Origin of the sequence: Klebsiella oxytoca NBRC 105695 (assembly GCF_001598695.1) — a bacterium.
Lineage (GTDB): Bacteria > Pseudomonadota > Gammaproteobacteria > Enterobacterales > Enterobacteriaceae > Klebsiella > Klebsiella oxytoca.
The window spans coordinates 102,573-116,625 of the sequence record NZ_BCZK01000012.1; the positions used below are offsets into that span (position 1 = coordinate 102,573).

General features: G+C 55.3%; 12 protein-coding genes. 3 read left to right on the forward strand and 9 right to left on the reverse strand.

Going from position 1 to position 14,053, the window contains the following annotated elements:
- From dnaC to opgB, 3 genes are all read left to right on the forward strand, one after another.
- Positions 1-738 carry a replicative helicase loader DnaC gene (gene dnaC, locus KO1_RS19960; RefSeq protein WP_024273697.1) on the forward strand — a complete coding sequence of 246 codons (738 nt, stop codon included), beginning with the start codon at positions 1-3 and terminating at the stop codon, positions 736-738.
- A gap of 64 nt (positions 739-802) precedes the next feature.
- Complete coding sequence (locus KO1_RS19965; RefSeq protein ID WP_004108494.1) at positions 803-1,297, forward strand: YjjA family protein; 495 nt, start codon at positions 803-805, stop codon at positions 1,295-1,297.
- Between the two features lie 256 nt (positions 1,298-1,553).
- Complete coding sequence (gene opgB, locus KO1_RS19970) at positions 1,554-3,845, forward strand: phosphatidylglycerol--membrane-oligosaccharide glycerophosphotransferase (protein ID WP_004108496.1); 2,292 nt, start codon at positions 1,554-1,556, stop codon at positions 3,843-3,845.
- A gap of 52 nt (positions 3,846-3,897) precedes the next feature.
- Here opgB and KO1_RS19975 read toward each other — a convergent pair whose 3' ends face one another.
- The 9 genes from KO1_RS19975 to KO1_RS20015 all read right to left on the reverse strand — a co-directional run bounded on the left by KO1_RS19975 (position 3,898) and on the right by KO1_RS20015 (position 14,045).
- On the reverse strand, positions 3,898-4,824 hold the full coding sequence (locus KO1_RS19975) for an Rpn family recombination-promoting nuclease/putative transposase (RefSeq protein ID WP_004108497.1): 927 nt from the start codon (positions 4,822-4,824) through the stop codon (positions 3,898-3,900).
- A gap of 139 nt (positions 4,825-4,963) precedes the next feature.
- Positions 4,964-5,974: an SIS domain-containing protein gene (locus KO1_RS19980; RefSeq protein WP_004108499.1), complete on the reverse strand. Its 1,011-nt coding sequence runs from the start codon at positions 5,972-5,974 to the stop codon at positions 4,964-4,966.
- A 17-nt stretch (positions 5,975-5,991) separates the two neighbouring features.
- Positions 5,992-7,053 carry an SIS domain-containing protein gene (locus KO1_RS19985; protein ID WP_004108501.1) on the reverse strand — a complete coding sequence of 354 codons (1,062 nt, stop codon included), beginning with the start codon at positions 7,051-7,053 and terminating at the stop codon, positions 5,992-5,994.
- A 12-nt stretch (positions 7,054-7,065) separates the two neighbouring features.
- Complete coding sequence (locus KO1_RS19990) at positions 7,066-7,917, reverse strand: PTS system mannose/fructose/sorbose family transporter subunit IID (protein ID WP_024273695.1); 852 nt, start codon at positions 7,915-7,917, stop codon at positions 7,066-7,068.
- Complete coding sequence (locus KO1_RS19995; protein WP_004108505.1) at positions 7,895-8,674, reverse strand: PTS mannose/fructose/sorbose/N-acetylgalactosamine transporter subunit IIC; 780 nt, start codon at positions 8,672-8,674, stop codon at positions 7,895-7,897. Before KO1_RS19995 ends, KO1_RS19990 begins: the two co-directional genes overlap by 23 nt.
- An 18-nt stretch (positions 8,675-8,692) precedes the next feature.
- Positions 8,693-9,163, reverse strand: coding sequence for a PTS sugar transporter subunit IIB (locus KO1_RS20000; RefSeq protein ID WP_004108507.1), 471 nt, complete (start codon positions 9,161-9,163; stop codon positions 8,693-8,695).
- 14 nt (positions 9,164-9,177) lie between these two features.
- The gene (locus KO1_RS20005) at positions 9,178-9,600 is read right to left on the reverse strand and encodes a PTS sugar transporter subunit IIA (RefSeq protein WP_004108510.1); all 423 of its coding nucleotides are present in this window, start codon (positions 9,598-9,600) and stop codon (positions 9,178-9,180) included.
- A gap of 99 nt (positions 9,601-9,699) precedes the next feature.
- On the reverse strand, positions 9,700-12,465 hold the full coding sequence (locus KO1_RS20010) for a sigma-54-dependent transcriptional regulator (protein WP_024273694.1): 2,766 nt from the start codon (positions 12,463-12,465) through the stop codon (positions 9,700-9,702).
- A gap of 134 nt (positions 12,466-12,599) precedes the next feature.
- Positions 12,600-14,045: a tagaturonate reductase gene (locus tag KO1_RS20015; RefSeq protein ID WP_024273693.1), complete on the reverse strand. Its 1,446-nt coding sequence runs from the start codon at positions 14,043-14,045 to the stop codon at positions 12,600-12,602.
- Between the last annotated feature and the right edge of the window lie 8 nt (positions 14,046-14,053).

Sequence of the window (14,053 nt, forward strand, 5' to 3'; positions counted from 1 at the left end):
ATGAAAAATGTCGGCGATTTAATGAAGCGCCTGCAAAAGATGATGCCAGCCCATGTCGAACCCGCGTTCAAGACAGGTGAAGAGCTGCTGGCGTGGCAAAAAGAACAGGGCAAGCTGCGCTCTGAGGCGCTGGAACGCGAAAACCGCGCCATGAAAATGCAGCGTACCTTTAACCGCTCCGGCATCCGCCCGCTGCACCAGAACTGTTCGCTGGATAACTACCGGGTTGAGTGCGAGGGCCAGATGATTGCGCTGTCCAGAGCGCGCCAGTACGTTGAGGAGTTCGACGGCAATATCGCCAGCTTTATCTTCTCCGGAAAGCCGGGTACCGGAAAAAACCACCTTGCCGCCGCTATCTGCAACGAGCTGCTGCTGCGGGGGAAATCGGTATTGATTATCACCGTCGCCGATATTATGTCAGCGATGAAAGATACCTTCGGCAACCGGGAAACCAGCGAAGAGCAGCTACTCACCGATTTGAGCAAGGTCGACCTGCTGGTAATAGACGAAATCGGTATGCAAACGGAATCACGCTACGAGAAGGTCATCATTAATCAGATTGTCGATCGCCGCTCTTCGTCAAAGCGCCCAACCGGTATGCTGACGAACAGCACCATGGACGAGATGAACAAACTACTTGGCGAGCGCGTAATGGACCGTATGCGGCTGGGCAATAGCCTGTGGGTCAATTTTAACTGGGAAAGCTACCGCGATCGCGTAACCGGAAAAGAGTATTAAGATATTTCTGAACACCGCCAGCGTTATAATCTTTGCATGTTCAGCCACGGCGAAGAGTACGTCTATGAAATCTGCAAAAACGTTGTTCCGCACGGCGATAGTGGCCGGCGCTTTATTCACCTTCGGCGCCCACGCCACCTCCTGGCAGGATTCTCTCTCCAGCGCCGCAAACCAGCTCAGCAGCCAGAACGGTAGCCAGCAAAGCGGCGGGATGTCCCTCTCTTCGCTGACCGGTTTGCTCAACGGCGGCAACCAGTCGTTGACCTCCAGCAGCATGAATAATGCCGCAGGGATTATGTCTTATTGCGCGAAACAGAAGCTGGCTTCAGTCACCAATACTGAAAACATCAAAAATCAGGTGCTGGATAAACTGGGTCTCAGCACGCCGGAAAAACAAAAAGAAGACACCAGCTATCTTGAGGGTCTTCAGGGTTTGCTGACCAGCAAAGATGGCCAGCAGCTGAATCTGAACAACCTTGGCAGCAGCCCGCTGGCGGAAAAAGTCAAAACCAAAGCCTGCGACCTGGTCTTAAAACAGGGCGTGAGCTTCCTCTCCTGATTTATCCTCTTAATGCCGCGTTTGGCGGGTTACCCTGGCCAACGCGGCGGCAACGTCTGTTTTTTAACATCTTTGCCCGGAATCTCCTGTCTGACAGGATGTGAGGCAGATCAAAAACGGCGATTTCTAAACCAATTCTGAACCACAGCACAAATTCATGACGTTACAATTGCGGCAATATTGCGCTGCAATTACAGTGTAGCGTGGAAAAAGATCTATCTGGCCAGCAGACAACTGGCGTGAATGAGGATGAGCTGTGTCAGAGTTGTTATCCATCGCCCTGTTTCTTGCTTCGGTGATGATTTATGCATTAAAAGCCGGTCGTAATACCTGGTGGTTCGCCGCCACGCTCACGGTGCTGGGCCTGTTCGTTATTTTGAATATTACCCTCTACGCCAGCAATTACTTCACCGGCGATGGTATCAATGACGCGGTACTTTATACGTTGACCAACAGCCTGACGGGCGCTGGCGTGGGCAAATATATCCTGCCTGGCGTTGGGCTGGTCGTGGCGCTGGTCGCGGTATTTGGCGCACTCGGCTGGGTGCTCCGCCGCCGCCGGCATCACCCTCATCACTTTGGCTACAGCCTCGTGGCGCTGGTTCTGGCGCTGGCTTCAGTGGATGCCAGCCCCGCTTTTCGCCAGATTAGCGAGTTGGTTAAATCCCAGTCCCGCGATGGCGATCCTGACTTCGTGGCTTACTACAAAGAGCCATCAAAAAGCATCGCCAATCCGCAACTGAACCTGGTGTACATCTACGGCGAAAGTCTGGAGCGCACTTATTTTGATAACGACGCCTTCCCGGACCTGACGCCGGAGCTCGGTAAACTCAAAAGCGAGGGGCTGGATTTCAGCAATACCGCCCAGCTGCCCGGCACAGACTACACGATTGCCGGAATGGTCGCCTCTCAGTGCGGGATCCCGCTGTTTGCGCCGTTTGAAGGCAACGCCTCGGCCTCAGTTTCCAGCTTTTTCCCGCAGAATATCTGCCTTGGGGATATCCTGAAAAACTCGGGTTATGAGAACTACTTCGTACAGGGCGCGAATCTGCGCTTCGCCGGAAAAGATGTCTTCCTGAAGTCTCACGGCTTCGATCATCTGTACGGCGCGGAAGAGCTAAAAACCACGGTTGCCGATCCGGCCTATCGTAACGACTGGGGCTTCTACGATGATACGGTGCTTGATGAAACCTGGAAAAAATTCGAAGCGCTTTCGCAGTCCGGTAAACGCTTCTCGCTGTTTGCTTTGACGGTCGATACCCATCATCCGGATGGTTTCATCTCCCGAACCTGCCAGCGCAAAAGCTACGACATGGACGGCAAAAAGAACCTCTCCTTTAGCGCCGTCTCCTGCAGTCAGGAGCACATTGCGGCGTTAATCGAGAAGATTAAAGCTTCTCCGTGGTTCAAAAATACGGTCATCGTAGTGTCATCCGATCACCTGGCGATGAAAAACAGCGCCTGGGATTATCTGAATAAGCAGGATCGCAGCAATCTGTTTTTCGTCCTGCGCGGCGATCAACCCCAGCAGGATACGCTGGCCGTCAAACGTAATACCATGGATAACGGCGCGACAGTGCTCGATATTCTCGGCGGCGATAACTTTATTGGCCTTGGCCGCAGCAGCCTTTCCGGAGAGTCGCTCTCCACCGTGTTCCTCAATATGAAAGAGAAAGTGCTGGCGTGGAAGCCGGATATCATCCGCCTGTGGAATTTCCCCAAAGAGATGAAGAACTTCACCGTTGATGCGCAGAAAAATATGATCTCCTTCTCCGGCAGCCATTTCCGCCTGCCGCTGCTGCTGCGCATCTCCGACAAACGCGTTGAGCCGCTGCCGGAAAGCGAATACTCCGCACCGTTGCGCTTCCAGCTGGCCGATTTCGCGCCGCGTGATAATTTCGTCTGGGTCGACCGCTGCTACAAGATGGGTCAGCTGTGGTCGCCGGAAGTGGCGCTCTCCACCGACTGGTGCGTATCGCAGGGCCAGCTGGGAGGCGAACAGAAAGTCCAGCGCGTCGACAAAGCCCAGTGGCAGGGTAAAACCGCGTTCAAAGATACCCTTATCGATATGGAGCGTTATAAGGGCAACGTCGATACGCTGAAGATTGTCGATAACGACATTCGCTATAAAGCCGACAGCTTCCTGTTCAACGTTGCCGGCGCGCCGGAAGAGGTGAAGCAATTTAGCGGTATCTCTCGACCGGAAACATGGGGACGATGGTCTAACGCTCAGCTCGGCAGCGAAGTGAAAATTGAATATAAGGAGCCGCTGCCGGAGAAATTCGATCTGGTGATTACCGCCAAAGCCTACGGGCCGAATGCCAATAAGCCGATTCCGGTACGGGTAGGCAACAGCGAACAAACGATCGTCCTGGCTAATGATGTCACCACCACTACCCTACATTTCGATAATCCGTCGCGTAGCAGTACGTTGACGATTGCGCCGCCGGACCCGCAGTCCACGAACGAGGGCAATATTCTCGGCCACTCCCCGCGTCAGTTGGGCATCGGTATGGTTGAAATCAAAGTGGTGAAAAGCGAAGGGTAGCCCCTTCCACCCGGCGGCTTTTGCGCCGGGTCGCGGTGACTGGGTGCGGATATTAGCTATGCAGCGGCTTTAACTCATCCGCTGAGAGCCCGGTAATCCGCTGAACCGTCTCGGTATCTAAACCGTTTTGCAGCATACTGCCGGCAATGCGCAACGCTTCCCGCCGGCTACCTTCCTGCAGACCTTCCAGGCGCCCTTCTTGCCGGCCTTCCTGTATCCCTTCCTGCTTGAGTTTTTGAGCGATAGACATCAACCTCTCCTCATATTGTGGCAGACGGCGGGCCAACCGGCGGAGAAACACGCTCGGATCGGCGGTGTTGCCGTACTGCAGCATATAATGAAACAGCACTCTCAACTGCCTGCGGTTAGTGTATCCCAGCATGACAAGGGTCGCCAACGACTCCGTAATCCCGCTGAGATCGCGCTGGCGAATATGCTTTTGCATCAGTTCCAGCAGCGCGACCCGCCGGTGCTGAACAATTTCATCGTCCGGTATCACCGTCACATCAACCAGCGGAAACGGACAGGCATACAGCGTCCTCGCCATCTGCGGGTCGGCAAATTCGTCCAGCCAGTTCAGGGAAAAGGGATAGGGGCTGGTCGCACCGTGATAAAAAAGCATCGGCACCACCAGCGGTAGCGTTTTGTGCCCGGCGTCGAGATGACGCTGCATGGCGGCAATCGCATAGCGCATCAGGCGAAAAGCCATATGGTTATCCGGCGAGCTCTGATGCTCTATCACCACATACACATATCCCAGGCCGCAGGGGGTTTGTACCGACCATAGTACGTCCGAGTACCAGGCGCGCAGATCTTCATCGACAAAGCTCGCCGGTTCCAGCCGCAGGGTAGAAAAATCACACTGCTGACGGATCGCTTCCGGCAGGTGCAGCGTGAGAAAATCATTCGCCGTTTCCGGGTGGCGAAGAAATCGCTTAAAAACCGCATCATGCGGCGTTGAGGTCATCCGTTTTTTCATGGCCGTCCGCTTGCCAGAAAGAGAAGGAAAGCCGGACTCTACCATCAGTTTTTGACCCGTTGGGTTTGACGATAATTTTCTGGGAAGCGCCTCGGAGAATAGCGCGGCGGCCAGCCGGGCTGGCCGCCATCAGCATAGCTTAGTAATCAAACTGACGATAATAACGACGGATATTAAGGTCGTGTCCGGTATGATGTTCGAAGTGGGCCGCCAGCCGGTCCACCAGCAGAGTAGAAACGACACACGGCGCCATGATCCAGCGGAAAGCATCATCAATACCGTTCAGCGGATAGTCACGCGGGTCGATAACCACCAGGTGGTCGGTGATCTTCGCAGCAAAGCGCTCAACGCGCTCATCCAGCGCCCGACATTTACCCTCGCCTTTCACCAGGAACAGGGGGACCTCTTTTTCCAGTAACTCCAGGGTGCCGTGGAAAAACTCAGCCGAACTCACCGACTTGGTCCGCTTCCACTGCATCTCTTCGAGAATACACATCGAGAACAGATAGACCTCGCCCCACATTTCCGCCCCGCCGATCCACATCATATAGTCGCAGCCGTGATACTGAGCGGCAATTTTATCCGCCTGCGGATCGAACTGGCGTTTGGCCTGCAGAAGATTTTCCGGCAGCAACTCCAGCTGGCTGGCAAAACGATCGTAATGGGCGAAATCGCCGTGACGATAAATGACGCGGAAGAATAACCAGTAGAGCAGCATATATTCATATTCCACGCCGTTCTTGTGGCACATTGGAATATGCCAGCTCGCCGCCTCAGCTAATGGCGAATCGGCATTACGGGTAATGGCCACGACGCGAATCCCCTGCGCTTTGCACCATTCGGCAATGGCCACCGACTCTTTGGTATCGCCGGATTTGGATAACGTCACCACCACCGCATCTTTATTTAATTTTTTATGCCCGCGATGGATTAATTCCGCCGCCTGCTCAAGATAAACCGGCACGCCGGTTAATTCTTTAGCAAACTCATTAATTGCCATCATCGGAGCTAAAGAACCGCCTACCGAGGCGAAAAATAAGGCGCTGCAGCCGCTGTGATAAATATCGTCGGCGACGGCTTCCGCCTGTTTGCGCGCAGCGATGATTTCGCGAGCACTGGTCAGGTACTCGTCCTGATTAAAACCCAACATAGTTTTCTCCTGAATAATCAGATTTTACTTTTTAAGACGCGATCAAAATCGTCAAAAATACGTTTAGCCAGATCGATGCCTTTCAGTCCGGCGGTATGCCAGGCCAGCATCTGGACGGGAACAATCAGCAGCAGCGGCGCCAGGTGATGTTCACACGGGCAGTTTAGCGCCAGCGTCTGCGCATCCTCTTCGTCGCTCAGCGTCAGCGTAAAGGCGCGGGCAATGGACGGCGCCATATAGTCCCGCAGCGCCCGGGTCCGCCCATCCGGCGCATCTTCAATAAACAGCATCACATGGCGGCAATTCGCCTCCAGATAGGGACCATGCATATAAGCTTCCAGCTCAAAGCCGCTGGAAGGCACGCGCACCGTTTCGGTAAATTTAGTTTCAAACTCTTTCGCAACCCCAACCAGAGCGCCATAGCCGGTGGCGACAAAGCGCTCGCCGCCCCGCAGCGCTTCGCCATGCCTGTCGATAAACCGCGAGGTGCGGTCAATGACATCCGGGATCGCCGCTGCCAGCCGCTGCAGTTCGGCAAGATAGCGCTGCTCCTCGGCCTCGCTGGCTTTTCCCTGGCTACGGGCGATGGTCAGCGCCATCAGCAGCAAATTCAGCACCGTCGCGCTAAACCCTCTGGTGACAAACCCCACGCTCTCAATCCCGGTGTTGATATCCAGTATCCCGTCGCAGGCCCGGGCTATCGGGCTTTGCGGATCGGAGGTCAGAGCAAAAACCGGCAGGCTCAATGCCTGCACCTTACGCATCGCCTCCAGCGTTGAGGCGCTTTTACCGCTCTGCGAAATCGCCACCACCAGATCGGTATGCGGATCGACCGCCTCGTAGTGCGTAAAGTTGTACGGCTCTTTAATCTCAACCAGGACGCCGAAGCGCTGCTCAAAGAAATAGCGCGCGCACAGGGCGGCGTTCAGCGACGACCCGGTCGCCAACAGCAGAATGCGGCGCACCGGGTGCTGGCGGGCAAAAGTCTCAATCGCCGCCAGCTTTTGCCGGTAGTCGCGCAGGATCTGCGTCAGACAGGCCGACTCCTCACTGATATAGGTCATCATCGTTGCTACCATTTTCGACTCCTGTTAAAACAAGCCAATCCACGAACCCAGAATGCCCACCAGCGCCATCCCCCCGATAATAGAGAGCGGTTTAACCTTGCGCCCCAGCAGCCAGTAAACGATGCCGAAACTTACCAGCGGCAGCATACAGGGCAGAATGTCGTTGATAATGTCCTGCACCTGGGTTTTCGCCTCTCCGGCGCCGAATGAGATAGGGATGGTGATATCAATCATTGAAGCGGTCATCGCCCCGACCACCATCAGGCCGATAATCGACGCGCCGTAGGTCAGGCTCTCCATCATTCCGCTCTTCTGGATGCGCTGCAGTACCCCGGTGCCCAGCACATAGCCCCAGCGGGTAAAGAACCAGCGCACCAGGATGTGCGGCACGTTAAACACCAGCAGAAACAGGATGGGACCGAGAATGTTGCCTTTCAGGGCCAGGCTGGTGCCGATGCCGGTGGCGATCAGGCGCAGCGTGCCCCAGAAGAAGGAGTCCCCCAGCCCGGCCAGCGGCCCCATCAGCGACGCTTTGACGTTATCAATCGCGTTGGCGTCCATGTTCTTCTGCTGGCTATTCTTCTCCTCCATCGCCGCGGTGATCCCCAGCAGCAGGGTGACGATATGCGGCGTGGTATTGAAAAATACCAGATGTCGCTTTAACGCCCCGGCCAACTCCTCTTTGCGCGGATAGAGCTTTTTCAGCACCGGAATCAACGCGTAAACAAAGGCAAGATTCATCTGCCGCTCATAGTTCCAGGAGAACTCCATCTGGAAGGAGCGCCAGAAGACCCGGCGTAGATCGCGCGGCGTAATACGGGCCTCTTCCTGCGCCTGCGGCTGCAGAGTTTCTTCAGAAATCATCTTCGTCGTCATCGCTGACTCCTTGTTCTGTCGTCGTACGAGGTGAGCTCAACGCGGTGACGTTAACCATGACCACCGCCACAATAGCGCCGAGAATGGCGATGCCGGTTACCGGAATTTTCAGGTAGGCCATCAGCACGAAACCGAGGAAAAAGTACGGCGCAACTTTCTTATTAATCAGTAGTCTGGCGAGCATTGCGAAGCCGAGGGCCGGAATGATGCCAGTGGCGACGCTGAGCCCGTGTTTGATAAATTCCGGGATCGTGTCAAGCAGGGATTTCACCGCATTGCTGCCGACCAGGAATGACACGGTGACCACCGTGGCGAGCATCAGCGACAGCCCGAAGCCAGCAATCAAATGCATACGTTCAATGCCGCGGGTATCCGCCCGCTCCGCATAGCCGTCAGCCTTCTGGCTGAGCATCGGAATAAACATCCCCAGATAGACGTTTTTCAGGATCAGCGTCAGGGTGGCGATGGGCAGTCCAAGCAGCAGCGCCGTTTCCGTTCCCGCGCCGGAGGTAATGGCGAACGCCACGCCGAGAATACCGCCGGTTACTACATCAGGCGGAATCGATGCGCCGACCGAGAAAGAGCCAATAAAGGCCAGCTCAAGCGTCGCGCCCATGATGACGCCGGTTTGTACATCCCCCAGCACCAGCCCGGTCAGCAGCCCGGTCACGATAGGCCGCGAAATCAGCGACGTTCCTAATGCATATTCCGATTGCGCGATAAACGCCACCAGCCCCAGTAAGAGAGCCTCTACCATAATCTGTCCTCCGCGGAATTAAACGCATTCCGCAAAAAGCTGTTTGCGGTCGTTAGGGACCTGGCGAATCTCAACTTCGACGCCTTTCCCAACCAGTTGCTGCAGTTGCTCTATTTCCTCCGGGAGTAAATTAATCGCCTTAGAGATATTTTTACTGCCCTCTTTGGCTTTAATTCCGCCGAGATTAATACTTTTAATTTCCTCGACGGCGCTGGCAATCCGCCAGGCATCATTTACCGATTCCACGACGATAAACAGATTATATTTGTCGGTCACGCCGCTTTTTATCGATTCAATAGAGTCGTTAATATTTTTAATCACCAGTTTGACTGAAGGGGGTTTAGCGAGCTTAATCGTCGTTTTCCGTAGCTCATCATCTGGGACATTATCGTTGGCAATTAAAATGCAATCAGCGCCGACATACTGCGTCCAGGAAAAGGCAACCTGGCCGTGAAGTAATCGATGGTCAACCCTTAATAGCGTAATCATAGTGTTCCCTCATTTCAGAAGTCTTTATCAATAGTCATCGCACTGGCAATCGTCTGATTGCAGTACTGAATGCTCTCTTTGGCGCTTATTAATGCTTCAGAAATTAATTTTTCGGTATTCTCTTCGCCAGCTGAAATGAGCAAATCAATAATCAACGGCAGATTTAAGCCGGACAATAAATGAAAGTGCGGGCGCGATAGAAAGCGCACAAATTCATTATTGACGCTACCGGCGAAAATATCCGTAATCACAATCAGCTCATCCTGGGCGGGAAAACGCGCCAGCAGCGTCTCCACCTGCTGCGTGAGGTCGGCCTCCTCCTCGACGTAGGCGCACAGGGTATGAATATCCGGCTGTTTACCGAGGATCAGCTCCACGGAGTTCAGCAAACCGTTAGCAAAGGTGCCATGGCTGGCAAAAATATAGTGTCGTTTCATCCTTACCTCGAAAGCGCATTCCACTGCTTTCTTGATTGCAACCGGCGTGCCAGAAACAGTGGCGCGCCGGCTAGCGCAAGGATCAACTAATGAAGGGGATTAAAACTCTTGATCTTCCTGAATAAATTCAGTTTCCCGCGTCAGAATATCGTGAATGTAGTACAGCTCTACGGCGGGGATTTTGACACTATATCCACTCTCTATGACACTAAAAGCCTCGCGGAGCGTCGCCAGCTCGCTCTGCGGACACTGCCTTCCGGAATAATGGGATGGCGAGGCGTTGCGGATCAGGCGCTCTATCAGACAGCTGATATGCACATACAGCGCTACCTTGCGATCGTTAGGCACATCGCAGCCGGCCAGATGCTCATAGCGCAGTAAAAACTGCTCAACCTGATTGATCACTTTACCGGTATCGAGGATCGTCACCGACTCGATCACCCGGCGCAGCGAGAAATTCTTCAGGATCAGGTTATTGATTTCGCTGACCTGCTCAGCGGTGGCCAGCTCGCCGAAGATGCGCATCAGCGGGCGGCTCCCTTCGCCGGAGATTAACGAATCCAGCGAAATCCACGGCAGATCGGCAAGCTGCGGGTCCAGGGTTCCGACGATCGCCAGCACCTCATAGCGGCTCAGCATCGGCTGCCGCCGCGCGGGATCGGCGAGCGTCTCCACATCGCATGCCACAATATCGATCCCCAGCGCTTCAGGGATGCTGGCTTTTAACAGCGCCGACAGATTCGCCGCCGCTCCCAGGCCGGTGGCGCAGGTCGTAAGAATCGCCCGCGGTTTGTCCGCTTGCGGGTAATAGAGCTGATGCTCGATCGCGAGGTCACCGCGGATCTCCCGGACGATATCTTCCAGCATGTCGCCCAGCAAAATTCGCTCGCCGACGTACATCGCCATCCCGGTCGAGACGTTATTAATTATCGCCATCGGCGTCGTCAGCCGACGGTTAAAATGGCTATGAATGGCGTTCAGCGAACCCATATCGACCAGGATGACCAGTCCGGAGGCCAGCGCGTGACTCTCAATATAGGCCATCACCTGGTTAGCAATAGCCTCCGGCGTGACATCAAGCGGCATATCGAATGACTCAAACAGCTGGCTTTTCAGCAACCGGTTCGCCACGTTAGCGATACTGCTGGCGGTGGCGTAACCGTGGGCGAGGATAATTGCCCGGGTCACCTGCTGCTGGCTAATGGCGCCATTTTTCTGTAACCACAGCACCAGTAACAACAGGTCAATACGTCGGGGTTCAATGTCCAGCTTCAGCGCCAGCGCGGCGAGGATCTCTTCACAAAAGCGATACAGCAACGGATATTTTTGCGCCAGGAAATCCTCCAGCTGGCGGCTTTTCTCGTTGCTCATCGTCGACTGCGCCTGGCGGGAACGATGAATCAGGTAGTGGCTTAGAGCATAAATACAGTTGCCGTTAAACTGGATATTGAAGCGCTTTTCAAGGCGATAAAATTCCTCCCGCACCTGATGCGTTATCAGCAGCAGCATATGCGAACTCTGGGTATCGTGATTATCAAATATCAGCCGATCGAAGAGGGTTTCAATCTCCTCGCCCATGCTTTTTTGCGCTTCTTCCCAGAGCCTTTTTTTGCTCAGCACCGCCTCATACAGCGCGAGAACGCGGCACTGAGTATCATAAATCAGCCCCTGAACCGGGTCGCGCGCGCGCAGCAGCCAGACCAGGCTGGTCTGCGGTTCGATAAGCAGCGGCTCTTCATGGCCCATCGGTTCACTAAGCGCCGGCGTCGCGGCCATGATATTTTCCGGCAGATCGTGCAGCGTGACGTTCAGCTTCTCGCTGCCCGGAGCCCTGGCCCAGGCTGACGCAACGGCGTACTTAATCACGTTTTTTAGCTCACCGACGTTACCGCGATATACGTAGTGCGTCAGCACCTGCAAAAGCCGGGGCGTCAGCTGCAGCCGGGCGGCGAGCGTGCGCGCCTCCTGCCAGAAAAACTGCAGCGTGAGCGCTTCTTTCTCGTGGCGGCTGCGGGTCTGTAAATCAGGCAGGCTAACGAGGATCGGGATACGACGAATAAAGGTGGTCAGAAACGTGCTGTGAATATCTTCGGTAGTGGCAAACACCAGCCGCAGGGATATCGGCATCCCCTGCGCCGTTTCTCCCAGCCGATAGATCTCTTTGCGATCCAGCCAGGTGAAGAGCTTCTCCTGTCCCTGCGCATCCAGGCGGTGGACTTCATCGAGAAACAGCACGCCGCCGTTTGCCGCTTCAAACGCCCCGGCTTTATCGCCCTGCGCGCCGGTAAACGCGCCTTTCACGTAGCCAAACAGGTTGGCGGCCAGCAGCTCCGGGTTGCTGGCATACTGGGCGCAGTTGAAGCTGACAAAGGGCGCATCGGGCGGCAGCAGTCCCTGGGCGATGGCAAACTCATGCATCAGCTCCGCCATATAGCTTTTGCCAGTTCCGCTGTCGCCGACGATCAGTAGCGGCAGGCCACCGTTGGGATAAAACAGCGCGGTTTTCATCTGTTCGATCGGCTTGCGCAGGCTACCGTCATGGCCGGTAAGCAATGAAAAATGATCCGCCTGCTCCGGCTGTCGATCGCTCTCCGCGAGCAGCTCCACCATGCTGGCGTACTCGCTGCGGGAAAGGGGGAAAAACTGCTGGCAGAAGGTGGCTTTATGGAAAAAATAGACCGGACGGGTATTAATCTTTACCAGCACATCCTGGGCCACCAGCTGATTCAGATAGTGGCTGGCGGTATTTCTTTGCATGGCAAAACGCCGGGCCAGGTAGCCGGCGGTGAAGACCTCGCTCAGGTTATCCGGATCAAAAAAATCGGTCTGATTTTGCAGAAAAGCCAATAGTTCCGTTTTACGCATCGCATCCCCCTCTTCACCTTACAGGGGCTTATGATGCGGGAAATCCGCCAACCATTGGCGCTTAATTTATTTTTTGCGGTTCAGAGCACAAAAAAAACGGCGCCCAAATCCGCGGACGCCGCACAACAAACCGACTACAGCCGCCTCAGGGCCTCCCGCATCCCCGCGCTCAAAATCATTTCCAGATACCGCGTAACCTGATCGGCAAGCCCCGGAACGGTCGTCAGATCTTCACCCCAGTGCGCTGCATCCTGCAGGACTTCCGTGACCAGTTCATGCAGCGGGCGGCCGCGCGCCACCTGCGCCCATCCTTCGGCAAAACGGGTTAGCCAGACGTCATCATCCTGCAGCGGATAGGTCTGTCCCTCGCGCTGGCCGCGATAGAAGGCGATGAGCGCCGCCAGGGCAAACGTTAGCCGCGGCGGGATCGCGCCGTGCCGGCGAATATTCGTCAGCAGCTGCGGCAGGATCCGGGTACGAAACTTAGTCATGCCGTTCAGGGCGATGGAGAGCAGCTGATGGCGAATCCAGGGATTAAGAAAGCGCCCGGTCACGGCATCGGCAAACTGCCGTAGCTCATCGGCGGGTAAATCCAGCGCCGGGATAATCTCCTCGTCGATAGTTTGCTGCACATAATGGCGTATGGCCTGATCATGCATCGCTTCGCCAACAGTATCGACACCGCACAGCCACGCCACCGGCACCAGCGCGGTATGCGCGCCGTTAAGAATGGCAACCTTGCGCTCTTTGTAGGGCCGGATATCCTCTACGATACGGATATTGAGCGGGTAGCGATCTAGCCGCAGCGTCTCCGCCAGCGCCTGCGATCCCTGGATGACGAATAACCAATAGTATTCGGCGGTATCCAGGAAAGCATCATGGTAGCCCAGTTCCGCCTCCAGCTTTGCCGCTTCCTCGCGCGGATAGCCGGTGACGATACGGTCAACCAGCGTTGAACAAAATGTATTGGCGGTCTCAACCCAGACGCGAAAAGCCGCGGGCAGTTGCCACTCATCGGCGTAGCGTAGCACCAGCGCCTTCAGGGCTTCGCCGTTGTAGTCGATCAGCTCACAGGGGATAATCGTCCACCCCTTATCCGCTGCGCCGTTGAAATGGCGGAAACGTTCGAGCAGCAGCTGGGTCATCTTCGCCGGAAAGCTGACCGGCGGCTTATCGTCAGGCCGGTCCCCGGCATGATAGCTAATACCCGCTTCAGTGGTATTTGAAAATACGAACTCAATCGCCGGATTACGAGCCAGCGCCAGATAGCCAGCAAAATCCTGCCAGGGGTTGATCTCGTTATTAACGGAGCGAATAATCCGCGCTTCGCTCACCGCCTCGCCACGTTCGTCCAGCCCGCGGATCACCGTGGTGTAAAGTCCATCCTGGGTATTGAGCGACGGCGGAAACTCGGTGTTAATCGGGCGAATAATGGTCACCCCTGCCGCCAGATCGGTTTGCTCATTCAGCCGATCCAGCTGCCAGTCGATAAACGCCCGCAGGAAGTTGCCCTCGCCGAACTGAATCACGCGCGTCGGGTAGTGCGGCCCGGGAAAATCTTGTCTGTTTAACGATTTCATAGCCTTTC

Coding starts and splice junctions, on each gene's coding strand:
- dnaC (WP_024273697.1), top strand. CDS start 1: ATGAAAAATGTCGGCGATTTAATGAAGCGCCTGCAAAAGATGATGCCA.
- KO1_RS19965 (WP_004108494.1), top strand. CDS start 803: ATGAAATCTGCAAAAACGTTGTTCCGCACGGCGATAGTGGCCGGCGCT.
- KO1_RS19975 (WP_004108497.1), bottom strand. CDS start 4,824: ATGAAAAAACGGATGACCTCAACGCCGCATGATGCGGTTTTTAAGCGA.
- KO1_RS19980 (WP_004108499.1), bottom strand. CDS start 5,974: ATGTTGGGTTTTAATCAGGACGAGTACCTGACCAGTGCTCGCGAAATC.
- KO1_RS19985 (WP_004108501.1), bottom strand. CDS start 7,053: ATGGTAGCAACGATGATGACCTATATCAGTGAGGAGTCGGCCTGTCTG.
- KO1_RS19990 (WP_024273695.1), bottom strand. CDS start 7,917: ATGACGACGAAGATGATTTCTGAAGAAACTCTGCAGCCGCAGGCGCAG.
- KO1_RS19995 (WP_004108505.1), bottom strand. CDS start 8,674: ATGGTAGAGGCTCTCTTACTGGGGCTGGTGGCGTTTATCGCGCAATCG.
- KO1_RS20000 (WP_004108507.1), bottom strand. CDS start 9,163: ATGATTACGCTATTAAGGGTTGACCATCGATTACTTCACGGCCAGGTT.
- KO1_RS20005 (WP_004108510.1), bottom strand. CDS start 9,600: ATGAAACGACACTATATTTTTGCCAGCCATGGCACCTTTGCTAACGGT.
- KO1_RS20010 (WP_024273694.1), bottom strand. CDS start 12,465: ATGCGTAAAACGGAACTATTGGCTTTTCTGCAAAATCAGACCGATTTT.
- KO1_RS20015 (WP_024273693.1), bottom strand. CDS start 14,045: ATGAAATCGTTAAACAGACAAGATTTTCCCGGGCCGCACTACCCGACG.